Source organism: Pseudomonas sp. GW823-FHT06E10, assembly GCF_058794995.1.
The window spans coordinates 602,258-621,753 of record NZ_JBXAHJ010000001.1 but is presented as its reverse complement, the minus strand read 5'-3'; the positions used below and the strand labels follow the sequence as shown (position 1 = coordinate 621,753).

The 19,496-nt window shown below is 59.9% G+C and carries 19 protein-coding genes; 10 read left to right on the top strand and 9 right to left on the bottom strand.

The annotated features are described in order from the left end of the window. Position 1: 1 nt before the first annotated feature. The 7 genes from AC1Q6Y_RS02885 to AC1Q6Y_RS02855 form a co-directional block, all read right to left on the bottom strand. Positions 2–1,615 carry an EAL domain-containing protein gene (locus AC1Q6Y_RS02885; RefSeq protein WP_057712590.1) on the bottom strand — a complete coding sequence of 538 codons (1,614 nt, stop codon included), beginning with the start codon at positions 1,613–1,615 and terminating at the stop codon, positions 2–4. Positions 1,616–1,691: 76 nt separating this feature from the next. Beyond that, positions 1,692–2,471, bottom strand: coding sequence for an N-acetylmuramoyl-L-alanine amidase (locus AC1Q6Y_RS02880; protein ID WP_492624010.1), 780 nt, complete (start codon positions 2,469–2,471; stop codon positions 1,692–1,694). A 103-nt stretch (positions 2,472–2,574) separates the two neighbouring features. Continuing rightward, on the bottom strand, positions 2,575–4,533 hold the full coding sequence (locus AC1Q6Y_RS02875) for a GGDEF domain-containing protein (protein WP_492624009.1): 1,959 nt from the start codon (positions 4,531–4,533) through the stop codon (positions 2,575–2,577). After that, a complete protein-coding gene (locus AC1Q6Y_RS02870; RefSeq protein WP_057712592.1) occupies positions 4,530–5,408 on the bottom strand; it encodes an endonuclease/exonuclease/phosphatase family protein in 879 nt (292 codons plus the stop codon). The genes AC1Q6Y_RS02875 and AC1Q6Y_RS02870 overlap by 4 nt, the downstream gene beginning before the upstream one ends. A gap of 14 nt (positions 5,409–5,422) precedes the next feature. Next, positions 5,423–6,064 (bottom strand): thiol:disulfide interchange protein DsbA, encoded by a 642-nt coding sequence (gene dsbA, locus AC1Q6Y_RS02865; RefSeq protein ID WP_057712593.1) that lies wholly within the window; start codon positions 6,062–6,064, stop codon positions 5,423–5,425. Between the two features lie 199 nt (positions 6,065–6,263). After that, on the bottom strand, positions 6,264–6,893 hold the full coding sequence (locus tag AC1Q6Y_RS02860; RefSeq protein WP_057712594.1) for a c-type cytochrome: 630 nt from the start codon (positions 6,891–6,893) through the stop codon (positions 6,264–6,266). A gap of 45 nt (positions 6,894–6,938) precedes the next feature. Next, entirely contained in the window at positions 6,939–7,229 is a 291-nt protein-coding gene (locus AC1Q6Y_RS02855; RefSeq protein WP_008002190.1) for a c-type cytochrome, read from the bottom strand. Between the two features lie 191 nt (positions 7,230–7,420). Between AC1Q6Y_RS02855 and yihA the strand changes: the two genes are divergently transcribed. Next, on the top strand, positions 7,421–8,065 hold the full coding sequence (gene yihA / locus AC1Q6Y_RS02850) for a ribosome biogenesis GTP-binding protein YihA/YsxC (protein ID WP_046042671.1): 645 nt from the start codon (positions 7,421–7,423) through the stop codon (positions 8,063–8,065). 410 nt (positions 8,066–8,475) lie between these two features. Here yihA and polA read toward each other — a convergent pair whose 3' ends face one another. Beyond that, positions 8,476–11,280, bottom strand: a complete 2,805-nt coding sequence (gene polA / locus AC1Q6Y_RS02845) for a DNA polymerase I (protein ID WP_492624008.1) — start codon at positions 11,278–11,280, stop codon at positions 8,476–8,478. A 74-nt stretch (positions 11,281–11,354) separates the two neighbouring features. Between polA and AC1Q6Y_RS02840 the strand changes: the two genes are divergently transcribed. Continuing rightward, complete coding sequence (locus AC1Q6Y_RS02840; protein WP_492624007.1) at positions 11,355–11,642, top strand: DUF2782 domain-containing protein; 288 nt, start codon at positions 11,355–11,357, stop codon at positions 11,640–11,642. 60 nt (positions 11,643–11,702) lie between these two features. Then, positions 11,703–12,653 (top strand): homoserine kinase, encoded by a 951-nt coding sequence (locus tag AC1Q6Y_RS02835; protein WP_007989412.1) that lies wholly within the window; start codon positions 11,703–11,705, stop codon positions 12,651–12,653. A 114-nt stretch (positions 12,654–12,767) separates the two neighbouring features. Here the strand turns inward: AC1Q6Y_RS02835 and znuA are convergent, their stop codons facing one another. After that, on the bottom strand, positions 12,768–13,688 hold the full coding sequence (znuA, locus tag AC1Q6Y_RS02830) for a zinc ABC transporter substrate-binding protein ZnuA (RefSeq protein ID WP_174245497.1): 921 nt from the start codon (positions 13,686–13,688) through the stop codon (positions 12,768–12,770). Positions 13,689–13,754: 66 nt separating this feature from the next. Here znuA and zur point away from each other — a divergent pair, with 66 nt between their 5' ends. From zur to AC1Q6Y_RS02795, 7 genes are all read left to right on the top strand, one after another. Beyond that, complete coding sequence (gene zur, locus AC1Q6Y_RS02825; RefSeq protein ID WP_008045818.1) at positions 13,755–14,237, top strand: zinc uptake transcriptional repressor Zur; 483 nt, start codon at positions 13,755–13,757, stop codon at positions 14,235–14,237. Beyond that, positions 14,237–15,022, top strand: coding sequence for a zinc ABC transporter ATP-binding protein ZnuC (znuC, locus tag AC1Q6Y_RS02820; RefSeq protein ID WP_007989407.1), 786 nt, complete (start codon positions 14,237–14,239; stop codon positions 15,020–15,022). Before zur ends, znuC begins: the two co-directional genes overlap by 1 nt. Continuing rightward, positions 15,015–15,803, top strand: coding sequence for a zinc ABC transporter permease subunit ZnuB (znuB, locus tag AC1Q6Y_RS02815; protein WP_057712600.1), 789 nt, complete (start codon positions 15,015–15,017; stop codon positions 15,801–15,803). The genes znuC and znuB overlap by 8 nt, the downstream gene beginning before the upstream one ends. A 37-nt stretch (positions 15,804–15,840) precedes the next feature. Continuing rightward, positions 15,841–16,557 (top strand): PA5502 family lipoprotein, encoded by a 717-nt coding sequence (locus AC1Q6Y_RS02810; protein WP_057712601.1) that lies wholly within the window; start codon positions 15,841–15,843, stop codon positions 16,555–16,557. Positions 16,558–16,924: 367 nt separating this feature from the next. Next, entirely contained in the window at positions 16,925–17,932 is a 1,008-nt protein-coding gene (locus tag AC1Q6Y_RS02805) for a methionine ABC transporter ATP-binding protein (RefSeq protein ID WP_492624006.1), read from the top strand. Beyond that, a complete protein-coding gene (locus AC1Q6Y_RS02800) occupies positions 17,932–18,606 on the top strand; it encodes a methionine ABC transporter permease (protein ID WP_057712603.1) in 675 nt (224 codons plus the stop codon). Before AC1Q6Y_RS02805 ends, AC1Q6Y_RS02800 begins: the two co-directional genes overlap by 1 nt. Positions 18,607–18,666: 60 nt before the next feature. Further along, positions 18,667–19,437: a MetQ/NlpA family ABC transporter substrate-binding protein gene (locus AC1Q6Y_RS02795; RefSeq protein ID WP_090452329.1), complete on the top strand. Its 771-nt coding sequence runs from the start codon at positions 18,667–18,669 to the stop codon at positions 19,435–19,437. Positions 19,438–19,496 lie beyond the last annotated feature (59 nt).

Genomic DNA, 19,496 nt, shown 5'->3' with positions numbered 1-19,496 from the left:
CTCACGCTTCGTCATCCAGGCGCCGGCCGGCCCGACGCCGTCCCCGGGTAATCAATTCAGTGAACTGCACTGCGCTCAACGCGCGGGCGAACAGCCAGCCCTGGCCGAACTTCACGCCTTCACTGCACAGGAACGCGGCCTGGGCCTCATGTTCGATGCCCTCGGCAATCACCTTCAGGTGCAGCGACTGGGCCATATGAATGATATGCGGGGCCACGCCGCTGCTGGCGGCGTCATGGCCCAGCGCATCAATGAACGCCTTGTCGATTTTCAGGCAATCGACCGGCAGGGTTTGCAAATAGGCGAGGCTGCAATAGCCGGTGCCAAAATCATCGATCAACACCTGATGCCCGACATCCCGTAGCGCTTGCAGGTTTTCCCGGGCCACCACCACATCGACCAGCCCGCGCTCGGTGACTTCAAAAGCAATTTGCCGCGCAGCGACGCGATGCAGGGTCAGCAGCCGCGCCATCACCTGGCCAATCCGCGGAACCATCACATCACACGCCGCGAGATTGACCGAGATGTACAGCTGCGGGTTCGCACGCAGCAACTGGCCGAGTTGCTCGAGCAGGCGCTGCAAGACGAAGTCCGTCATCTGGCGAATCTGCCCGGTGTTCTCCGCCATCGGAATGAACAGATCGGGACTGGTCAGGGTACCGTCCGGCCTGCGCCAGCGCAGCAGTGCTTCTGCCCCGACACAGTTGCGGCTATCGAGGTCGAAGATCGGTTGGTACAGCACCTGCAACTCGCCACGGCGAATCGCGCCGGCCAGTTCGGCGTCCAGCGACTGCCGTTGGCGCACCAGCAAAAACACCAGGAACCCAACGCATATGCCCAGCGCAAGGCTGGCCGGTAGTAGCCACCACCAGACTGCCGGGATATGCATGCCGGTGCGCGGGCTGATCAACACCAATTGATATTCCGGGTTGTCGGTGGGCATCCGGTATATCAGGCGAGCCTGGGTGATCTGCAGCGCATCACGGTTTTTCGGTGGCCAGGCCTCGGCCGGCGGCCAGACCTGAGAAGCGCCCAGCACCGGAATCGCGCGTGCGCCATGGTCCAGAACTACCAGCAGGCTGCTGCCCGGCGACAGGTCGACCATATCGGTCAAATGCCCGCGAGAGGTCGCCACCCGGAAATTCCCACGCCCGAGCATCAGTGCGGCGCGGTTTTCATCGGGTTCAGTGGTGGTGTTGAGCCAATAGCTGTAAGTCGGGCCTTTGATGTCTGGCGATCGACTCAGCGACAGCCCTTCCTGACGAGGGCGATTGGAGCAGATTCGCGAGGAGTCCATGTAGGCGGCTTCGTAGACGAAGCGATAATTGAACGTAACCTGTTGCAAGGTCGCGATCATTTCAGCATCGCAGCCGCGCAACGGTTGCGCTTCAAGGTCATCAAGGCTTTCACGCAGTTGCCCGAAGAGCTGTTCGAGACGGGCGAGGAAGCGTTCGCCCTGAGCATTCATTTCTTCGCTTTCGCTTTGCTCGACCTGGTGTATGGCGACGAACAGGCTGCCGGCCATCAATAATGTTGCGCTCAAGACAGTAGACATCAGCCCCAGGAACCAGGGGCGATGGAACCAACTACGGAAGGTCTCTCGAGCAGCAGTCATTGTGCAATATCCGATGTATTACCAATGAGTTATAGCTGCTGATTGGAAAAAAGCCCTGACCGTCGGGCGGGCGTCATTATTTTGTCTGGTTCAACACCCACAGTAGCGCGGCGGTTTGCGCATCCGGAGTGCCATCGAAACGCGCCGGACGGAAATGCATCTGAAATGCCGCTATCACATGTCGTGTCGCGACATCGAGCTCGCCGGTCTGTGGCGAGGCATAACCCAGGCGGGCCAACTGCGCCTGAAACCAACTGATGCTCGGCAACTGCTCGGCGAACAATATTTGCTGGCGCGCCACCGACTGTTCATTCGGCCAGATGCCCAAGCCTTCGGCGGCCAGACGCTTCCAGGGGAACAGCGGCCCCGGGTCCAGCTTGCGCAAGGGTGCAATATCACTATGGCCAATGATCTCGCGAGGTTTTATGCCGTGACGTTTGCTAATGTCCTTGAGCAACACGATCAGCGACTGGACCTGGTCTTCGGTGTAGGGATACCACACGCGTCCGGTCGGGGTGTCCTCGAAGCCCGGGTTGACGATTTCGATACCGATGGAACTGGAGTTCAGCCAGGTGCGGCCATTCCACTCACTTTCCCCGGCGTGCCAGGCCCGCACATTTTCATCCATCAGCTTGTAGATGGTGGCGCCCTTGTCGTCGCCGATCAGGTAATGGCTGCTGACCTCACCGTGGGTCAGCAATTGCAACGAACGCTCCAGCGAAGCATTGGTGTAATGCACCACCACAAATTGCACGCGGCTGTCGTAATTGGCCGAAGAGTGGCTGGTGTTGAAACGGGGACCGCTGGCACAGCCGGCAAGCACAATCAGCGATAAGATCAGAGCAAAATATTTCATGGCGAAAGGCAGTACACGCAAGACAATAATGCAACAGTGTAACGTAATGCCTTGCGGGTGGACGGCAATCCCATCGAATTAAACAAAATGGAACAGATCACCGTCAGCTCGGTTCCACTCGGTTGCGGCCGGCATTTTTTGCGCGATACAGCGCCTGATCGGCTCTTTTAAGTACCTGATCGCTATGTTCACCCGGCCTGAACGCCGTCATTCCGATAGACACGGTGATGGTCACCGGCTCTCCCTTGAAGTGGAACGGACAGGCTTCAATGGAGGCCCGCAAGCTTTCCAGCATCTTCAGCCCCGCCGCCGGCACCGTGGATGGCATTAACAGCACAAACTCCTCGCCGCCGAACCGGGCAATGAAATCCGTTCCGCGCAGCCGCTTGCGCAACACGCTGGCGATGATTTTCAGCACTTTGTCACCGGCCAGGTGCCCGTAGTTGTCATTGATGCGCTTGAAATGATCGAGGTCGAGCATGGCCAGCAACAGCGTGTTGCCATGTTGTTGCCATTGTGTGATTTCATGACCCAGGCGCTCGCTCCAGGCCGCGCGGTTGGGCAGCCCGGTCAACGGGTCGACCAATGCCTTCTGTCGTTGCTCTTCAAGGTGCTCGCGGTAACCCTGGGCCTCCTGCTCCATATGGGCGACCCGCTCGGCCAAGCTGTGCAGGCGCGCAGCGACCTCCTGCTCGCGCTCATCGCGCTGTTTCTGGTGCTGGTCCATGGTGCCCAGCAAGCCTTCGAGATGGTTTTCCAGTACGTGCTTGAGATCTTCCAGATCTGCGGCTTCCTGCATGCTGCTTTGCAGGCCATCGACCTGTTCGCGGATCTGCGTGTCCATCTGTCGCGCAGCCGAACGGTTGTCGGCGTGTCCCGCGGTGGCGGCCTGCAAGTTGCTCTGGAACGATTCGAGACGCTCGTTCAGTCGTTGCAGATAGGCTTCGAACTCATGCTGGCCGCTGTCGGTAATGGCCAGCATCAATGTGGCGAAGTCGTCGAGTATCGGCAGCAATTCGTACCAGTTCAGACCGTTTTTCAGACGATCGCGCATGGATTCCGCTTGCGGGCGATGACGCTCGGGCAGTGTCAGGTCGTCGAGCAGCCCCAGCAACGTGTCTTCGATGTGGCTGGCCACCGAGCTGTAGGAGGGCTCGGGAGAATCCGGAAGTGCGTAGAGAATGTCGTGTTCGGATGACGCCGGATCGACGACAGCCACGTCCTGCATCGGAATCGGAGGTAAGGGCAAGCTATCGGGCGATGCTTGCGCGGTCAGCTCGTCGGGGTTCACTTGCGACTCAGGTGATATCGCGAGGGTTTCCGGGGTCGGTTTCTCGGCCGATTCGATTTCCGCCGCGGCTGCACTGGGTGGTTGAGGCTCCGCAGCCGGAGGTGCAAAAGCCACGGCTGGCTCGGTTGGCGCGAACTCGTCCTCGACTCGCTCAACAGCGGGCACCTCGCAGCTTGCCGCAGGGCTCTCGGCTACAGGGGCAGCCAGCGCAGGAGCAGCGGCCGTTGATACCTCCGTCTCCTGCGCATCACGACCGCCGAACAACCGCTGCAGCAAGCCCGGCCGGCCGTTCTCCGTTGGGGTCTCCAGCTGGCTCAGGGCCTTGCCCTGCAAGCCACTCAGCTCGCTGAGCAGCAAGGGCATCTCGCGCGCCTGACTGACCCGCGCATCCAGGTGCTTGGCGAAATTCTTGAGTGGCCGACTCACATCCCGTGGCAATGGCAATGTTTGCAGTTGCGTGACCAGCGCAGTCAAGGCGGCACTGGTCTGGTTGACTCGGGTTTCCCGACGCTGTTCGGAGTCGAGCACGGCTTTTTCCAGGCGTGGAATCAGCGCAGCCAGGCCCGCGTCCATGTCATCGGTACGCACGACTTCGCGCATTTCCTTCATGCATTGGTCAACGGCGCGGTCCGTACCTTCCGCTGCCAGGGTGCTGCGCACCAGCCCGCGACGCAGCAAGTCGAGCCGCGCGTCCCAGCGACGTTCGAGCTTTTCCTGTTGTTCGATGCTTTTGAGGTATTTCTCTTTCCAGCGCTGTGCTTCGTCGCTCATTCATGGGATCCGCGAGGGGCAGGACTCAACGCGGGCAATGCATCGGCCGTGAGCGAACCCGGCAAACGAATCTCTACCGCGACCGGCAGGTGATCGGAAATGGGCTGTGCCAGCACCTCAACCTTTTCCAGGGTCAGGCTCGGGCTCAGCAGGATATGGTCCAGGCAGCGCTGTGGGCGCCAGCTGGGAAACGTCGCTTCCAGTTGCGGCGCAAGCAGGCCGAGATCGCGCAACGGGGAATGTTGCAGCAGGTCACTGGCATGGGTGTTCATGTCGCCCATCAGCACCTGATGCTTGTAGTCGCCGATCAACTCGCGGATGTAGGCCAATTGCAGACTGCGTGCCCGGGCGCCCAACGCCAGGTGCATCATGACCACCACCAGCGCTTCCGGGCCTTCGCCGAACCGTACCAGAATGGCTCCGCGACCCTTTGGTCCCGGCAACGGATGATCCTCAATTGCCCACGGACGCAATCGGCTGAGCACGCCATTGCTGTGCTGGGCCAGGCGACCGAGATTACGATTGAGTTGTTGATACCAGTAGGGAAAGGCGCCGAGCTGGGCCAGGTGTTCGACCTGATTGACGTAGCCTGACCGCAGGCTGCCGCCATCGGCCTCTTGCAAGGCGACCAGATCGAAGTCGCCCAGCAGATTGCCGATTTTCTGCAGGTTATCGGCACGCCCCGTGTGCGGCAGCAGGTGCTGCCAGCCCCGGGTCAGGTAATGCCGATAGCGCTCGGTACTGATACCGACCTGGATATTGAAACTGAGCAAGCGCAGACGACTGTCTGCGGGCAGGCCCGTGGATTCCAGATGATGCTCGTTGACCCGCGGATCATGCAGGCCAACGATGCGTTCAGTACCCCATCGGCGCATGGCAGTGACTGCCCTTAGTTGGCGGCAGCCTTGTTAGCCGCTCGCTCTTTGTCGATCAGTTTGTCGGCCAGTTGCAGGGCCTGTTCGGCACCGCCGGCAGAACCCACGTCGAAGCGATACTTGCCGTTGACGACCAGGGTTGGAACGCCGGAGATTTCATACTTCTTGGCCAGTTCACGGGCTTGAACAACCTGGCCCTTGATAGCAAAGGAGTCGAAGGTGGCCAGGAATTTATCCTTGTCTACGCCCTGGGTAGCCAGGAAGTCAGCCATGTCATTCTTGTCGATCAGCTTCATTTTTTTGTTCTGGATCGCGTCGAATACCGCGGCATGAACCTTTTGCTCAACACCCATGGACTCAAGGGTCAAGAACATTTGGCCATGAGCATCCCAAGCTCCGCCGAACATGGCCGGAATACGCTTGAAATTCACATCGGATGGCAGCTTTTCAGCCCAAGGATTGATTGTCGGTTCAAAATGATAGCAATGCGGGCAGCCGTACCAGAACAGCTCCACCACTTCGATCTTGCCAGGCACGGCAACCGGAACCGGATTGGTCAGCTCGACATAAGGGGCGGCTGGGGCGTCGGCGGCCTGGGCAGTCATGCCAAACAGGCTGGCAGCGGCAAAAACGGCACTGATGATCAGATTACGCATGCTTTACTCCTGGACAAATTTTTTCGCCGCGCGCGATTGTTTTCAGACAGATCCTGGCGGGCTTGAGTTCTGTAGTGTAACGGCAGCGGCCACAAAAAAGGGCGGCCAAGGCCACCCTTTTTATACTTGCCGAGACGGATTAATCGAGCGTTAACGTTGCAGGCGATCAGCACGCCGTTCAACGCCCGATCCACCGGCCTTAGTGCAGGCCTTGAATGTAGCTGGACACCGCGGCGATGTCTTCGTCGCTCAGCTTCTTGGCAATGCTCTGCATCGGTTTGGTATCGCCGTCGTTGGTGCGGCCACCTTCTTCCTTGCGGAAATCGACCAGTTGCTTGCCGACGTATTGAGCGTGCTGGCCACCCAGGTGCGGGAAACCGGCAGCCGCGTTACCTGCGCCATTTGGCGAGTGGCAACCGGTGCAGGCTGGCAGGCCCTTGGCCAGGTCACCACCACGGAACAGGGCCTCACCGCGAGCGACGATCTTCGGATCGGCGGCACCGACGCTGCCTTTCTGGCTGGCGAAGTAGGCAGAGATGTCCGCCAGGTCCTGATCGCTCAGGTTGGTCAGCAGGCCGGTCATTTCCAGAACGGTGCGCTTGCCCGACTTGATGTCGTGCAATTGCTTGGTCAGGTAGCGTTCACCCTGACCTGCCAGTTTCGGAAAGTTTGGCGCCATGCTGTTGCCATCCGGGCCGTGGCAGGCGCCACAGACGGCGGCTTTGGCCTGGCCGGCTTTTGCATCACCCGGTTGTACTGCCTCACCTGCAGCATGGGCCATGCCGGAGATGCCCACGGTCAACAGCAGACTCACGATCAATTTCTTCATCAGCTAATCCAACTACGGCTAAGGGTTAAGAGTTATGGACCGGGCTTACTCGCTCATCCAAAGGATGATGGCTTGGTAATCCTCGGCACTGCAGTCCATGCACAAACCACGCGGCGGCATCGCCTTGAAACCCTGGGTCACGTGTTGCACCAGCGTCTCCATACCTTTCGCCAACCTCGGCGTCCAAGCTTCCTGATCGCCTTTTTTCGGCGCCATGGGGAGTTGGCCGGAATGACAGGCACCACAAACACGGTTGTACACAGCTTCCGGATCCTGTGTAGCCTGAGCGCTGTAAAGCGGCATCAATACACCGGCAGCTAGCAGCCATTTCGTCATAAAACGACCTTTTCAGGGTTGAGAGCGAGCTGCGTTCTAGTGCGCAATCAAGGTCTGTCGCTCTCGTGAACTTCGTCCTACGCTGGGACAAAGCGCACACAAAATCTGCGGCATTATATACTGGCGTCACTGAAACGGAAGCGACACTGCTTGCCGCACCCATTCCTGGCGCCGCCCACATCGGAAATCCCATGCAACTCAAGAATCCCATCCTCGGTCTGTGCCAACAGTCCACCTTCATGCTCAGCGCCGCCAAAGTCGATCAATGTCCGGATGACGAGGGCTTCGAAGTCGCCTTCGCCGGGCGTTCCAACGCTGGCAAGTCGAGTGCCTTGAACACCCTGACCCACGCCAGCCTGGCGCGCACCTCGAAAACCCCGGGACGCACGCAGCTGTTGAACTTCTTCAAGCTAGACGATGAACGCCGTCTGGTCGACCTGCCGGGCTACGGTTATGCAAAAGTACCGATCCCGCTCAAGCAACACTGGCAGCGTCACCTGGAGGCATATCTGGGTGGTCGCGAGAGTTTGAAGGGTCTGATCCTGATGATGGACATCCGCCATCCGATGACCGATTTCGACCTGCTGATGCTCGACTGGGCCGTGGCTGCAGGCATGCCGATGCACATTCTGCTGACCAAAGCGGACAAGCTGACCTATGGCGCGGCCAAGAACACACTGCTCAAGGTTCAGGCGGAAATCCGCAAGGGTTGGGGCGATCTGGTGACAATCCAGCTGTTTTCGGCCCCCAAACGCATGGGCCTGGAAGATGCCTACACCGTACTGGCTGGCTGGATGGAGCTGGCGGACAAGGGTGCCGAAGCAGAAGCTCAGTAAGTGCCGAAAACTGCCTGCGGCGTACGCAGGCAGTTTTCTCGGGGCAAAAAAAACCCCGGGCTTCATATGGGGAGGGAGAAGTTCCGGGGTTGAAGCTCTAGACCGCTAGGGCGGGGTCCAGATATCTGCCAACACTTAACACAACATAGGAGCATCGAAGGGCTTCACCAGCCATTCAGTAACTCTGAGTGGTGGTGTGCAAGATTAGTTCAGATTTTTTTCAGAGAGCTTTGAAATAACTCTGATAGCCCTCCGGCCCAAGCTGTTTTTTTACGCCCTTCTGCCGCGGCACTATGCCGCAGCAGAACTCGACAATTTTCTGTAGGAGCGAGCTTGCTCGCGATGGAGTGTCAGACACATCGATTTCGACTGAAATTCCATCGCGAGCAAGCTCGCTCCTACAAGAAGGCTCAGTGAGCCTCATCCCAGTTATTTCCAACACCCACTTCGACCAGCAACGGCACATCCAGCTTCGCCGCCTCGCTCATGTGTACGCGAATTTCATCGCGAACCTGGTCGACCAGGTCTTCACGTACCTCGAGCACCAGTTCATCGTGCACCTGCAAGATGACTTTGGCGTCGAGGCCCGACGCGGTCAGCCAGTTATCCACCGCGACCATGGCTTTCTTGATGATGTCCGCAGCGGTGCCTTGCATCGGTGCGTTGATTGCCGTGCGTTCGGCAGCGGCGCGCTCTTGCGGCTTGTTGGAGTTGATGTCCGGCAGGTACAGGCGACGGCCGAAGAACGTCTCGACATAACCTTGCTCGGCGGCCTGGGCACGCGTGCGGTCCATGTACTGGCGAACGCCGGGGTACCGGGCGAAGTAGGTATCGATGTAGGCCTTGGCAGTCTTGGTGTCGACGCCGATGTCCTTGCCGAGCTTCTGCGCGCCCATGCCGTAGATCAGGCCGAAATTGATCGCCTTGGCACTGCGGCGCTGGTCGGAGGTCACTTCGGCCAGTTCGACCTTGAACACTTCGGCGGCGGTCGCGGTGTGTACGTCCAGATTGTGGCGGAAGGCGTTCATCAGCCCTTCATCCCGGGACAGGTGCGCCATGATCCGCAGTTCGATCTGCGAATAGTCCGCAGCCAGCAGCTTGTAACCGACCGGGGCCACGAAGGCCTGGCGGATGCGACGCCCTTCGGCGGTGCGCACCGGGATGTTCTGCAGGTTCGGATCGCTGGAGGACAGCCGCCCGGTGGACGCCACCGCTTGGTGATACGAGGTATGGATCCGCCCGGTACGCGGGTTGATCTGCTCCGGCAGGCGATCGGTGTAGGTGCTTTTCAGCTTGCTCATGGAGCGATATTCCATGAGCACTTTCGGCAATCGATAGTCGTCTTCTGCCAGTTTGGCCAGCACTTCTTCGGCGGTTGATGGCTGGCCCTTGGCGGTTTTCTTCAGTACCGGCAGGCCGAGCTTCTCGTAAAGGATCACGCCAAGTTGCTTGGGCGAACCGAGGTTGAATTCCTCGCCGGCAATCTCGAAGGCTTCACGCTCCAGCGCCACCATCTTGTCGCCCAGTTCGATGCTTTGCACGCCCAGCAAGGCGGCGTCGACCAATGCCCCCTGGCGCTCGATACGCGCCAATACCGGCACCAACGGGATTTCGATGTCGGTCAGTACGCTGGCCAGGCTCGGAATAGCCGAGAGTTTTTCGAACAGGGCATGGTGCAGACGCAAGGTGATATCTGCATCTTCGGCGGCGTAAGGCCCGGCCTGCTCCAGGGCGATCTGGTCGAACGTCAGCTGTTTCACGCCTTTGCCGGCGATGTCCTGGAAACTTACCGTGGTGTGGTCCAGATACTTCTGCGCCAGGCTGTCCATGTCATGGCGGGTGGCCGTGGAGTTGAGCACGTAGGACTCAAGCATGGTGTCGAAGGCGATGCCACGCACGGTAATGCCGTTGTCCTGATCGCCGCCGATGGCGCAGTTGGCCAGGATGTTCATGTCGAACTTGGCGTGTTGGCCGACCTTGAGCTTGTCCGGATCTTCCAGAATCGGCTTGAGCGCGCGCAGGACCGTGTCACGATCCAGTTGCTGCGGCACACCGATGTAGGAATGGGTCAACGGGATGTAGGCCGCTTCGTTAGCCTGAACCGCGAACGACAGGCCCACCAGTTGCGCCTGCTGCGCATCGATGCCGGTGGTTTCGGTGTCGAAGGCAAACAGTCTGGCGTTGTTCAGTTTTTCCAGCCAGGCATCGAACCGCGCTTGATCGAGGATGGTTTCATAGGCGGCTTCAGCAGCGACGGCCGGTGCTTCGACCTCTGGTTCGCTGAACAGATCGGCGGCCGGTGCTGGCTCGGCGGCAGCGCTCAGTTCCAGGCGTTTGGCGTCGCGATCAAGGTCGTTCAGCCAGCTCTTGAACTCCAGCAGGGAGTACAACTCGTAGAGTTTCGCAGGATCTTCCGCGCCCATTTTCAGGTCGTCGAGGCCAACGTCCAGTGGCACGTCAACCTTGATGGTCGCCAGCTGATAGGACAGGAAGGCCATTTCCTTGTGCTCTTCGAGCTTGGCCGGCAGGGTTTTGGCGCCGCGAATCGGCAGGGTCGGCACGATGTCGAGTTGCGCATAGAGCTCGGTCAGACCGCCGTTCACACCGACCAGCAGGCCAGAAGCCGTCTTCGGACCGATGCCTGGAACACCCGGAATGTTGTCGGAAGAATCGCCCATGAGCGCCAGATAATCGATGATCTGCTCCGGAGCGACGCCGAATTTCTCCTTCACGCCCTCCACATCCATGCTGCTACCGGTCATGGTGTTGACCAAGGTAATGTGACCGTCGACCAGTTGCGCCATGTCCTTGTCACCGGTGGAGATGATCACCGGACGGTCCGCCGCCGCGCTGCTGCGGGCCAGGGTGCCGATCACGTCATCGGCCTCGACGCCTTCGACGCACAGCAGCGGGAAGCCCAGGGCGATCACGCTCTGGTGCAGCGGCTCGATCTGCACGCGCATATCGTCGGGCATGCTCGGACGGTTGGCCTTGTACTCGGCGAACATCTCATCGCGAAAAGTCCCACCCTTGGCGTCGAACACCACGGCGAACGGACTGTCCGGATATTGCTTGCGCAGGCTCTTGAGCATGTTGAGCACGCCCTTGACCGCGCCGGTCGGCAGGCCTTTGGACGTGGTCAGCGGTGGCAGCGCGTGAAAGGCGCGGTACAGGTAAGAAGAACCGTCCACCAGGACGAGGGGGGCTTGGCTCATGAGCAGGATCAACCTTTTCGGCGGGTCCGGCGCTAGAATAGCGGGACCGTTGACGACAAAGGGACAAGGTTATCATGCGCACACTAAATCGCCTGTTGCTGGCTGGCTTGTTTGCAATCGCACCATCGGCCGTGATGGCGGCGGACGATGCGCCATCGGCGGACCCGGATGTCACCATTCGCACGGAAGGCGATAAACTCATTCAGGAATACCGGCAAAACGGCTTTTTGTACGCCATCAAGGTCACCCCAAAGGTTGGCAAACCGTATTTCCTGGTGCGCGCGGATGGCTCGGAGGGAAACTTCGTCCGTTCCGACTACCCGGATATGCTGATTCCGGCGTGGGAAGTTTTTAAGTGGTAAGTCGTCCTTAACTTTAATTGGCGCCGGCTCAACAGCGGCGCCCGTACTGGCAGCTTAAACATGTCTGTGTTCACCCCCCTGGCTCGGCCCGAGCTGGAAGCTTTTCTCGCCCCTTATGGCCTCGGCCGCCTGCTTGATTTCCAGGGGATTGCCGCCGGTAGCGAAAATACCAATTTCTTTATCAGCCTGGAGCAGGGCGAATTTGTCCTGACCCTGGTCGAGCGCGGTCCGGTTCAGGAGATGCCATTCTTCATCGAACTGCTCGACGTACTGCACGGCGCCGACCTGCCGGTGCCTTACGCCTTGCGCACCACAGACGGCGTGGCCTTGCGAGAGCTGGCGGGCAAACCTGCGTTGCTGCAACCGCGCCTGGCCGGCAAGCACATCAAGCAAGCCAACGCGCAACATTGCGCGCAGGTGGGTGAATTGCTCGGCCATCTGCACCTGGCGACCCAGGCCAACATGATCAAGCGCAAAACCGATCGCGGCCTGGACTGGATGCTGGAGGAGGGCACGCAGTTTCTGTCGCACCTCGGCGCCGAACAGAAAGACCTGCTGCAACGGGCGCTGGAAGAAATCACCCGGCAGAAGGAAAAAATCCTGGCACTGCCGCGGGCGAACATTCACGCCGACCTGTTCCGCGACAACGCGATGTTCGAAGGCACGCACCTGACCGGGCTGATCGACTTCTACAACGCCTGCTCCGGGCCGATGCTCTACGACGTGGCGATTGCCTTGAACGACTGGTGCTCGGACGACGATGGCGTAATCGATGGACCGCGAGCGCGGGCCTTGCTGGGCGCTTACGCGGCCTTGCGACCGTTCACCGCCGCCGAAGCCGAGTTGTGGCCGACCATGCTGCGGGTGGCTTGCGTACGGTTCTGGTTGTCACGCCTGATCGCGGCGGAGTCGTTTGCCGGACAGGATGTGTTGATTCACGATCCGATGGAATTTCAATTGCGATTGGCACAGCGACAGACAGTCAACACGCCTTTGCCTTTCGCCCTTTAAAGGCTTTGACCTGTGGGAGCGAGCTTGCTCGCGATAGCGGCAGGTCAGTCAACATTGATGTTGATGTAATGCCGCCTTCGCGAGCAAGCTCGCTCCCACAGGGTCTGGTGTCGGTTACAGTGACTCCAGGCACCCCGCCAGATCATTCCCCAATTTCTCCAACACCTGCTCATAGCCCTGGCCAGTCGCCGGCGTGTACCCGCCCAGCGCATCCAGTTCAGCCAGTTTCACCGGCAAACCCGCCACCAGAGTTTCCGCCAGACGGGGCCGCAGTGGCGGTTCGCTGAACACGCAGGTCTTGCCGACTTCCTGCAATCGCGCGCGCATCGCCGCGACATGCTGGGCACCGGGTTGCACTTCGGCCGCGACGCTGAACACACCCACGTGCTTGAGGCCGTAGGCGTCTTCGAAGTAGTCGAAGGCTTCGTGGAAAACGAAGTAGGGCTTGCCCTGAACATCGGCCAGGCGTTTCTTCAGGCGCGCATCCAGTGCATCGAGACGCTCGTCGAAGGCTTTCAGATTGCTCTGATAGCGCGCGGCATTTGCAGGATCTGCGGCACTCAGGTCAGCCGCCATTTTCGTGGCGATGACCCGGGCGTTGACCGGCGACAGCCACAAGTGCGCATCCAGGCTGCCCGGACGGTGATCGTGGTCGTGTTCGTCAGCTTCTTCAGCGTGGGAGTGGTTATCTTCGGCAAAGTGACGCAGTTTCATGCCCGGCAAATCCTGCACGGCGACGTTGGGCAACGTACGACCATTGAGCACACGTGGCAGGAAGCCCTCCATGTCCGGGCCGATCCAGTACAGCAGGTCCACCGATTGCACCTTGCGTACGTCGGAAGGGCGCAACGCATAGTTATGCGGTGAGGCACCCGGTGGCAGCAAAACCTCGGGGATCGCCACGCCATCCTGCACCGCCGCGGCGATCAGTTGCAGAGGCTTGATGCTGGTAAGGACCTTGACCTCGGCCTGCGCCGAACCGATCAGCAGAAAACTTGCGATAAATGCGACAAAAACAGAAAAAAGTCGGGACACGATGACCACTCGAAGAGGCGAGAACGGGTAACATAATAACGTCTCTCACAAACCTCGTCGCCGCTCATGCTAAAAACACCGATCGCCAGCCGTCCCCACGACCACTCACATTGCGTTCACAGCGCTTTGTCCGAGGCCGATGCCCTGTGCGCACGTCAAGGTCTGCGCCTGACCGCGTTGCGCCGGCGAGTGCTGGAGCTGGTGTGGCAAAGCCACAAGCCTTTGGGTGCCTACGACATTCTCGCGGTCCTCAGCGAGCAGGACGGTCGTCGCGCCGCACCGCCGACGGTGTACCGCGCGCTGGATTTCCTGCTGGAAAACGGCCTGGTCCATCGGATTTCCTCGCTCAACGCCTTCATCGGCTGCAACCACCCGGAACATGCTCACCAGGGTCAGTTCCTGATCTGCCGTGTGTGCCACGCCGCGATCGAACTTGAGCAAAAATCCATCAGCGACGCGATCATCGCCAGCGCCAGGGATGTCGGGTTTGTCGTCGAAGGCCAGACCGTTGAAGTGGTCGGTCTCTGCTCCGGTTGCCAGGGGGCTTGATGAGCAACGCGCTGATCCGTCTTGAGCAGGTTGCCGTCACGTTCGCCGGGCAACCGGTGCTGGACAACATAGAACTGAGCGTCGAGCCGGGGCAGATCGTTACCCTGATCGGCCCCAACGGCGCAGGCAAAACCACCCTGGTGCGTGCCGTGCTCGGCCTGTTGAAACCGGACAGCGGCAGCGTCTGGCGCAAGCCGAAACTGCGGGTCGGTTACATGCCGCAAAAACTCCATGTCGATCCGACCCTCCCGCTGTCGGTCCTGCGTTTCCTGCGCCTGGTACCGGGGGTGGACCGTGCGATGGCCTTGGCTGCACTCAAGGAAGTCGGCGCCGAACAGGTGATCGACAGCCCGGTGCAAAGCGTTTCCGGTGGCGAAATGCAACGTGTGTTACTGGCCCGTGCCTTGTTGCGCGAACCGGAACTGCTGGTACTCGACGAACCGGTACAGGGCGTCGACGTGGCCGGCCAGGCCGAGCTGTACAGCCTGATCACCCGCCTGCGTGACCGTCATGGTTGCGGTGTGCTGATGGTCTCCCACGATTTGCATCTGGTGATGAGCACCACGGACCAGGTGGTTTGCCTCAATCGTCACGTATGCTGTTCCGGCCATCCCGAGCAGGTCAGCGGCGATCCGGCTTTCGTCGAGCTGTTCGGAAAGAACGCACAAAGCCTGGCGATTTATCACCACCATCACGACCACGCCCACGACTTGCATGGCTCGGTGGTCAAGGCGCCCGCGTCGGGCCAACCCCATGTTCACGGAGATAGCTGCAAGCATGGCTGATTTTCTGCTCTACGCCCTGCTTGCAGGCCTGGCCCTGGCCGTCGTCGCAGGCCCGCTGGGGTCTTTCGTGGTCTGGCGGCGCATGGCCTATTTCGGCGACACCCTGTCCCACGCGGCATTGCTCGGCGTGGCCCTGGGTTTTCTGCTGGATGTCAGCCCGACCGTTGCCGTCACTGTTGGCTGCTTGCTGTTGGCGGTGATGCTGGTGACGTTGCAACAACGCCAGCCGCTGGCATCCGACACACTTTTGGGAATTCTCGCACCCAGCACGCTCTCTCTGGGCCTGGTGGTACTAAGCTTCATGCACGAAGTGCGGATCGACCTGATGGCCTATCTGTTCGGTGACCTGCTGGCGATCAGCCCGACCGATCTGGCCTGGATTCTTGGCGGCAGCGCGGCGGTACTGGTCTTGCTGGTTACGTTGTGGCGCCCATTGCTGGCGATCACGGTGCATGAAGAACTGGCCAGGGTCGAAGGTTTGCCCGTGGCGGGATTGCGCCTGGCGTTAATGCTGTTGATCGCCGTGGTAATTGCCGTGGCGATGAAAATCGTCGGCGTGTTGCTGATCACTTCGTTGCTGATCATCCCGGCGGCTGCGGCACAACGTCATGCTCGCTCGCCGGAACAGATGGCACTGGGCGCGAGCCTGCTGGGCATACTCGCCGTGTGTGGCGGGCTGGCGCTGTCCTGGTTCAAGGACACCCCGGCTGGCCCGTCGATTGTGGTGACGGCCGCCGCGCTATTTCTGCTGAGTTTTGTTCTGCCCCGTCGAGGGGTGTAGACTTGCTCGTTTTTTGCGCAAATAGAGAGTCGCAGGAATGAAGTCGTTCGCCTCCCGTTATCTGCTCCTTGTCGCATTTTCTTTGCTGCTGGGCGCCTGCCAAAGCACGCCACCGGCGGCCACCGAGGCCGCCGATGCGCGGGCCGCGGCCATCGTACAACTGGAACAAAACATCGCCAGCGATGAACTGGCCATCGCCGAAGACCAATTGGCAGCCTTGCAGGCCGAATCGCCCAACGATGCTTCCCTTGAGCAATACCAGCGGCAGCTGGCCGAAGCCTATCTGCGCCGCAGCCAGATCGTGCTGCAAAAGGGTGACGTGGATGCCGCAGCAACTGCCCTGAGCCGTGCCCGCGCGTTGATGCCCAAGGCTCCGGCACTGACCGGCGGAGTCAACGGCTCGATTGCCCAGGCGCGCAAGGCCGAACTGGAAAGAGCCGAAGCCGCCCTCAAGGCTGCCGAAGCCAAGCCAAAAGCCAAGGTTATCGACCTGACGGCTGAAAGCACCACGGTCGTGCTCAATATCAACGATATGGGCAAACTGCGTCGCCAACTGGATGCCATTGCCGCCGATGTGGTGAATTTTCAGTGCGACGTGAGCATTCAGGCTCCACGCACTAATGATTACCCTTGGCTGGCCAACTTGCTGACCAAACGGGTGAAGAAACTCGATCCTGAGTTTGATCTGAAGCTGGAGCGGCAGATTTTGCGCAGTGTCCCGGCGCAGATGGTTCTAACGCCTCGTAAATCTTAAAAGCATCGCGAGCACGCTCGCTCCCACAGGGTTTCGGGTTGCCCACACATTTTGTGACCAACACATCTCTACTGTAGGAGCGAGCTTGCTCGCGATGGCGGTCTCCCTGGCTCCGCAGATCTTCAGGCCGGAATCGCCTTGGCCTTCGCCTCCCTGTCCCAAACCCGATGCTGCCCACCATATCGAAGTTGCCTTCGGCCTTGGGTGAGTTTCTTCAGCCGTTCCTTTTTTCTGACCTTTGATCGCGTTATTGCCAAATGACAGGACAAATACGAAATAAATGCTAAGAACCTCTATACGGACAGGCTAAAATGCGCGCCCGGCTAACCGCTGATCCTTTTCTAACGCGCCCCACAAGGTTCGCTACGTGATCGAGTTTCAAAACGTCCATAAAACCTACCGCGTCGCCGGTAAGGAAATCCCCGCCCTGCATCCGACCAGTCTGACGATTGAGAACGGGCAGGTTTACGGCTTGATCGGTCATTCCGGCGCAGGGAAAAGTACCCTGCTGCGTCTGATCAATCGCCTGGAAAACGCCAGTGGCGGCAAAATCACCGTCGACGGTGAAGAAGTCACTGCACTCGACGCCAACGGCCTGCGCCGCTTCCGTCAGCAGGTCGGGATGATTTTCCAGCACTTCAACCTGCTGGCCTCCAAGACTGTCGCCGACAACGTCTCGCTGCCTCTGACCCTGGCCGGCGAATTGTCGCGCAGCGAGATCGATTCGCGCGTGGCCGAGTTGCTGGCGCGGGTCGGCTTGTCCGACCACGCGAAAAAGTACCCGGCGCAATTGTCCGGCGGGCAGAAGCAGCGTGTCGGCATTGCCCGTGCGCTGGCGACCAAGCCAAAAATCCTGCTGTGCGACGAAGCCACCAGCGCCCTCGACCCGCAAACCACCGCATCGGTCCTGCAATTGCTGGCCGAGATCAATCGCGAGCTGAAACTGACCATCGTGTTGATCACCCACGAGATGGACGTGATCCGCCGGGTCTGCGACCAGGTAGCCGTGATGGACGCCGGCGTGATCGTCGAGCAAGGCTCGGTGGCCGAAGTGTTCCTGCATCCGAAGTACCCGACCACCAAGCGCTTCGTGCAGGAAGACGAGCAGATCGACGAAAGCGAACAGCGTGACGACTTCGCTCACGTGCCAGGCCGCATCGTGCGTCTGACCTTCCAGGGCGACGCGACCTACGCGCCGTTGCTGGGCACCGTCGCCCGGGAAACCGGTGTGGACTACAGCATCCTGGCCGGTCGCATCGACCGCATCAAAGACATCCCCTACGGGCAACTGACCCTGGCCGTGACCGGCGGTGACATGGAAGCAGCCTTCGCCCGCTTCACCGCAGCCGACGTCCACATGGAGGTGCTGCGCTAATGGAAGCCCTGACAAGTTTCTTCGCCAATATCGACTGGTTCGAAATCTGGCTGGCCACCGGTGACACCTTGCTGATGCTGGGTGGTTCGCTGTTGTTCACCGTACTGCTTGGCCTGCCGCTGGGTGTGCTGCTGTTCCTGTGCAGCCCGCGCCAGTTGCTGGAAGCCAAAGGCATCTACGCGATGTTGTCGCTGGTGGTGAACATCCTGCGCTCGCTGCCGTTCATCATCCTGCTGATCGTGATGATTCCGTTCACCGTGTTAATCACCGGTACCTCCCTTGGTGTCGCCGGTGCAATTCCGCCGCTGGTAGTGGGTGCCACGCCGTTTTTCGCGCGCCTGGTGGAAACCGCCCTGCGTGAAGTAGATCGCGGCATCATCGAAGCGACCCAGGCCATGGGCGCGACTACACGACAGATCATCACCAATGCCTTGCTGCCGGAGGCTCGTCCGGGCATCTTCGCGGCGATTACGGTGACCGCCATTACACTGGTGTCCTACACGGCGATGGCCGGTGTCGTTGGCGCTGGTGGTCTGGGTGACCTGGCGATCCGTTTCGGTTACCAGCGTTTCCAGACCGATGTGATGGTGGTGACAGTGGTGTTGCTGCTGGTACTGGTCCAGGTACTGCAAACCGTTGGCGACAAATTGGTCGTCCACTTTTCCCGTAAGTAAGACATGAGCCGGCCATTCGCTGGCAGGCGCCAAACGGGCGCCTCACATGGAGTTAGCTGAATGAAAAAACTACTCGTGGCCTTCGCGGCCGTTGCGGCATTCTCTGCCCACGCTGAAACCCTGACCGTCGCGGCCACTCCGGTTCCGCACGCCGAGATCCTCGAATTCGTGAAGCCGGCCCTGGCCAAAGAAGGCGTGGACCTGAAGGTCAAGGTATTTACCGACTACATCCAGCCAAACGTGCAGGTCGCGGAAAAACGCCTGGACGCCAACTTCTTCCAGCACCAGCCGTACCTGGATGAGTTCAACAAGGCCAAGGGCACCCATCTGGTTTCTGTGGCTGGCGTGCATCTGGAGCCCCTGGGCGCTTACTCCAGCAAGTACAAGACCATCGCTGAACTGCCTGGCGGTGCCAACGTGGTCATCCCGAACGACGCTACCAACGGCGGCCGTGCGCTGTTGCTGATGGCCAAGGCCGGCCTGATCAAGTTGAAGGATTCGAACAACATCCTGTCGACCGTCAAGGACATCACCGAGAACACCAAGGATCTGAAAATACGCGAACTGGAAGCCGCGACCATCCCGCGCGTGCTGACTCAGGTCGACCTGGCGCTGATCAACACCAACTACGCGCTGGAAGCCAAGCTTGATCCGGCCAAGGACGCGCTGTTCATCGAAGGCAGCGACTCGCCTTACGTGAACATCCTCGTTGCCCGTCCAGACGACAAGGACACCGATGCGATGAAGAAGCTGGTTACCGCGCTGCACAGCCCGGAAGTGAAAGCCTTCATCCTCGAGAAGTACAAAGGCGCGGTGGTGCCGGCGTTCTGATCAGCTGACGTAAACGAAAAAGGGGCGCATTGAATGCGCCCCTTTTTTGTGCCCGAACC

Coding starts and splice junctions, on each gene's coding strand:
- AC1Q6Y_RS02860 (WP_057712594.1), bottom strand. CDS start 6,893: ATGAAGAAATTGATCGTGAGTCTGCTGTTGACCGTGGGCATCTCCGGC.
- AC1Q6Y_RS02885 (WP_057712590.1), bottom strand. CDS start 1,615: ATGACTGCTGCTCGAGAGACCTTCCGTAGTTGGTTCCATCGCCCCTGG.
- AC1Q6Y_RS02870 (WP_057712592.1), bottom strand. CDS start 5,408: ATGCGCCGATGGGGTACTGAACGCATCGTTGGCCTGCATGATCCGCGG.
- AC1Q6Y_RS02875 (WP_492624009.1), bottom strand. CDS start 4,533: ATGAGCGACGAAGCACAGCGCTGGAAAGAGAAATACCTCAAAAGCATC.
- znuB (WP_057712600.1), top strand. CDS start 15,015: ATGGCTGATTTTCTGCTCTACGCCCTGCTTGCAGGCCTGGCCCTGGCC.
- AC1Q6Y_RS02810 (WP_057712601.1), top strand. CDS start 15,841: ATGAAGTCGTTCGCCTCCCGTTATCTGCTCCTTGTCGCATTTTCTTTG.
- AC1Q6Y_RS02795 (WP_090452329.1), top strand. CDS start 18,667: ATGAAAAAACTACTCGTGGCCTTCGCGGCCGTTGCGGCATTCTCTGCC.
- AC1Q6Y_RS02855 (WP_008002190.1), bottom strand. CDS start 7,229: ATGACGAAATGGCTGCTAGCTGCCGGTGTATTGATGCCGCTTTACAGC.
- AC1Q6Y_RS02835 (WP_007989412.1), top strand. CDS start 11,703: ATGTCTGTGTTCACCCCCCTGGCTCGGCCCGAGCTGGAAGCTTTTCTC.
- AC1Q6Y_RS02800 (WP_057712603.1), top strand. CDS start 17,932: ATGGAAGCCCTGACAAGTTTCTTCGCCAATATCGACTGGTTCGAAATC.
- polA (WP_492624008.1), bottom strand. CDS start 11,280: ATGAGCCAAGCCCCCCTCGTCCTGGTGGACGGTTCTTCTTACCTGTAC.
- AC1Q6Y_RS02880 (WP_492624010.1), bottom strand. CDS start 2,471: ATGAAATATTTTGCTCTGATCTTATCGCTGATTGTGCTTGCCGGCTGT.
- znuC (WP_007989407.1), top strand. CDS start 14,237: ATGAGCAACGCGCTGATCCGTCTTGAGCAGGTTGCCGTCACGTTCGCC.
- dsbA (WP_057712593.1), bottom strand. CDS start 6,064: ATGCGTAATCTGATCATCAGTGCCGTTTTTGCCGCTGCCAGCCTGTTT.
- zur (WP_008045818.1), top strand. CDS start 13,755: ATGCTAAAAACACCGATCGCCAGCCGTCCCCACGACCACTCACATTGC.
- AC1Q6Y_RS02840 (WP_492624007.1), top strand. CDS start 11,355: ATGCGCACACTAAATCGCCTGTTGCTGGCTGGCTTGTTTGCAATCGCA.
- yihA (WP_046042671.1), top strand. CDS start 7,421: ATGCAACTCAAGAATCCCATCCTCGGTCTGTGCCAACAGTCCACCTTC.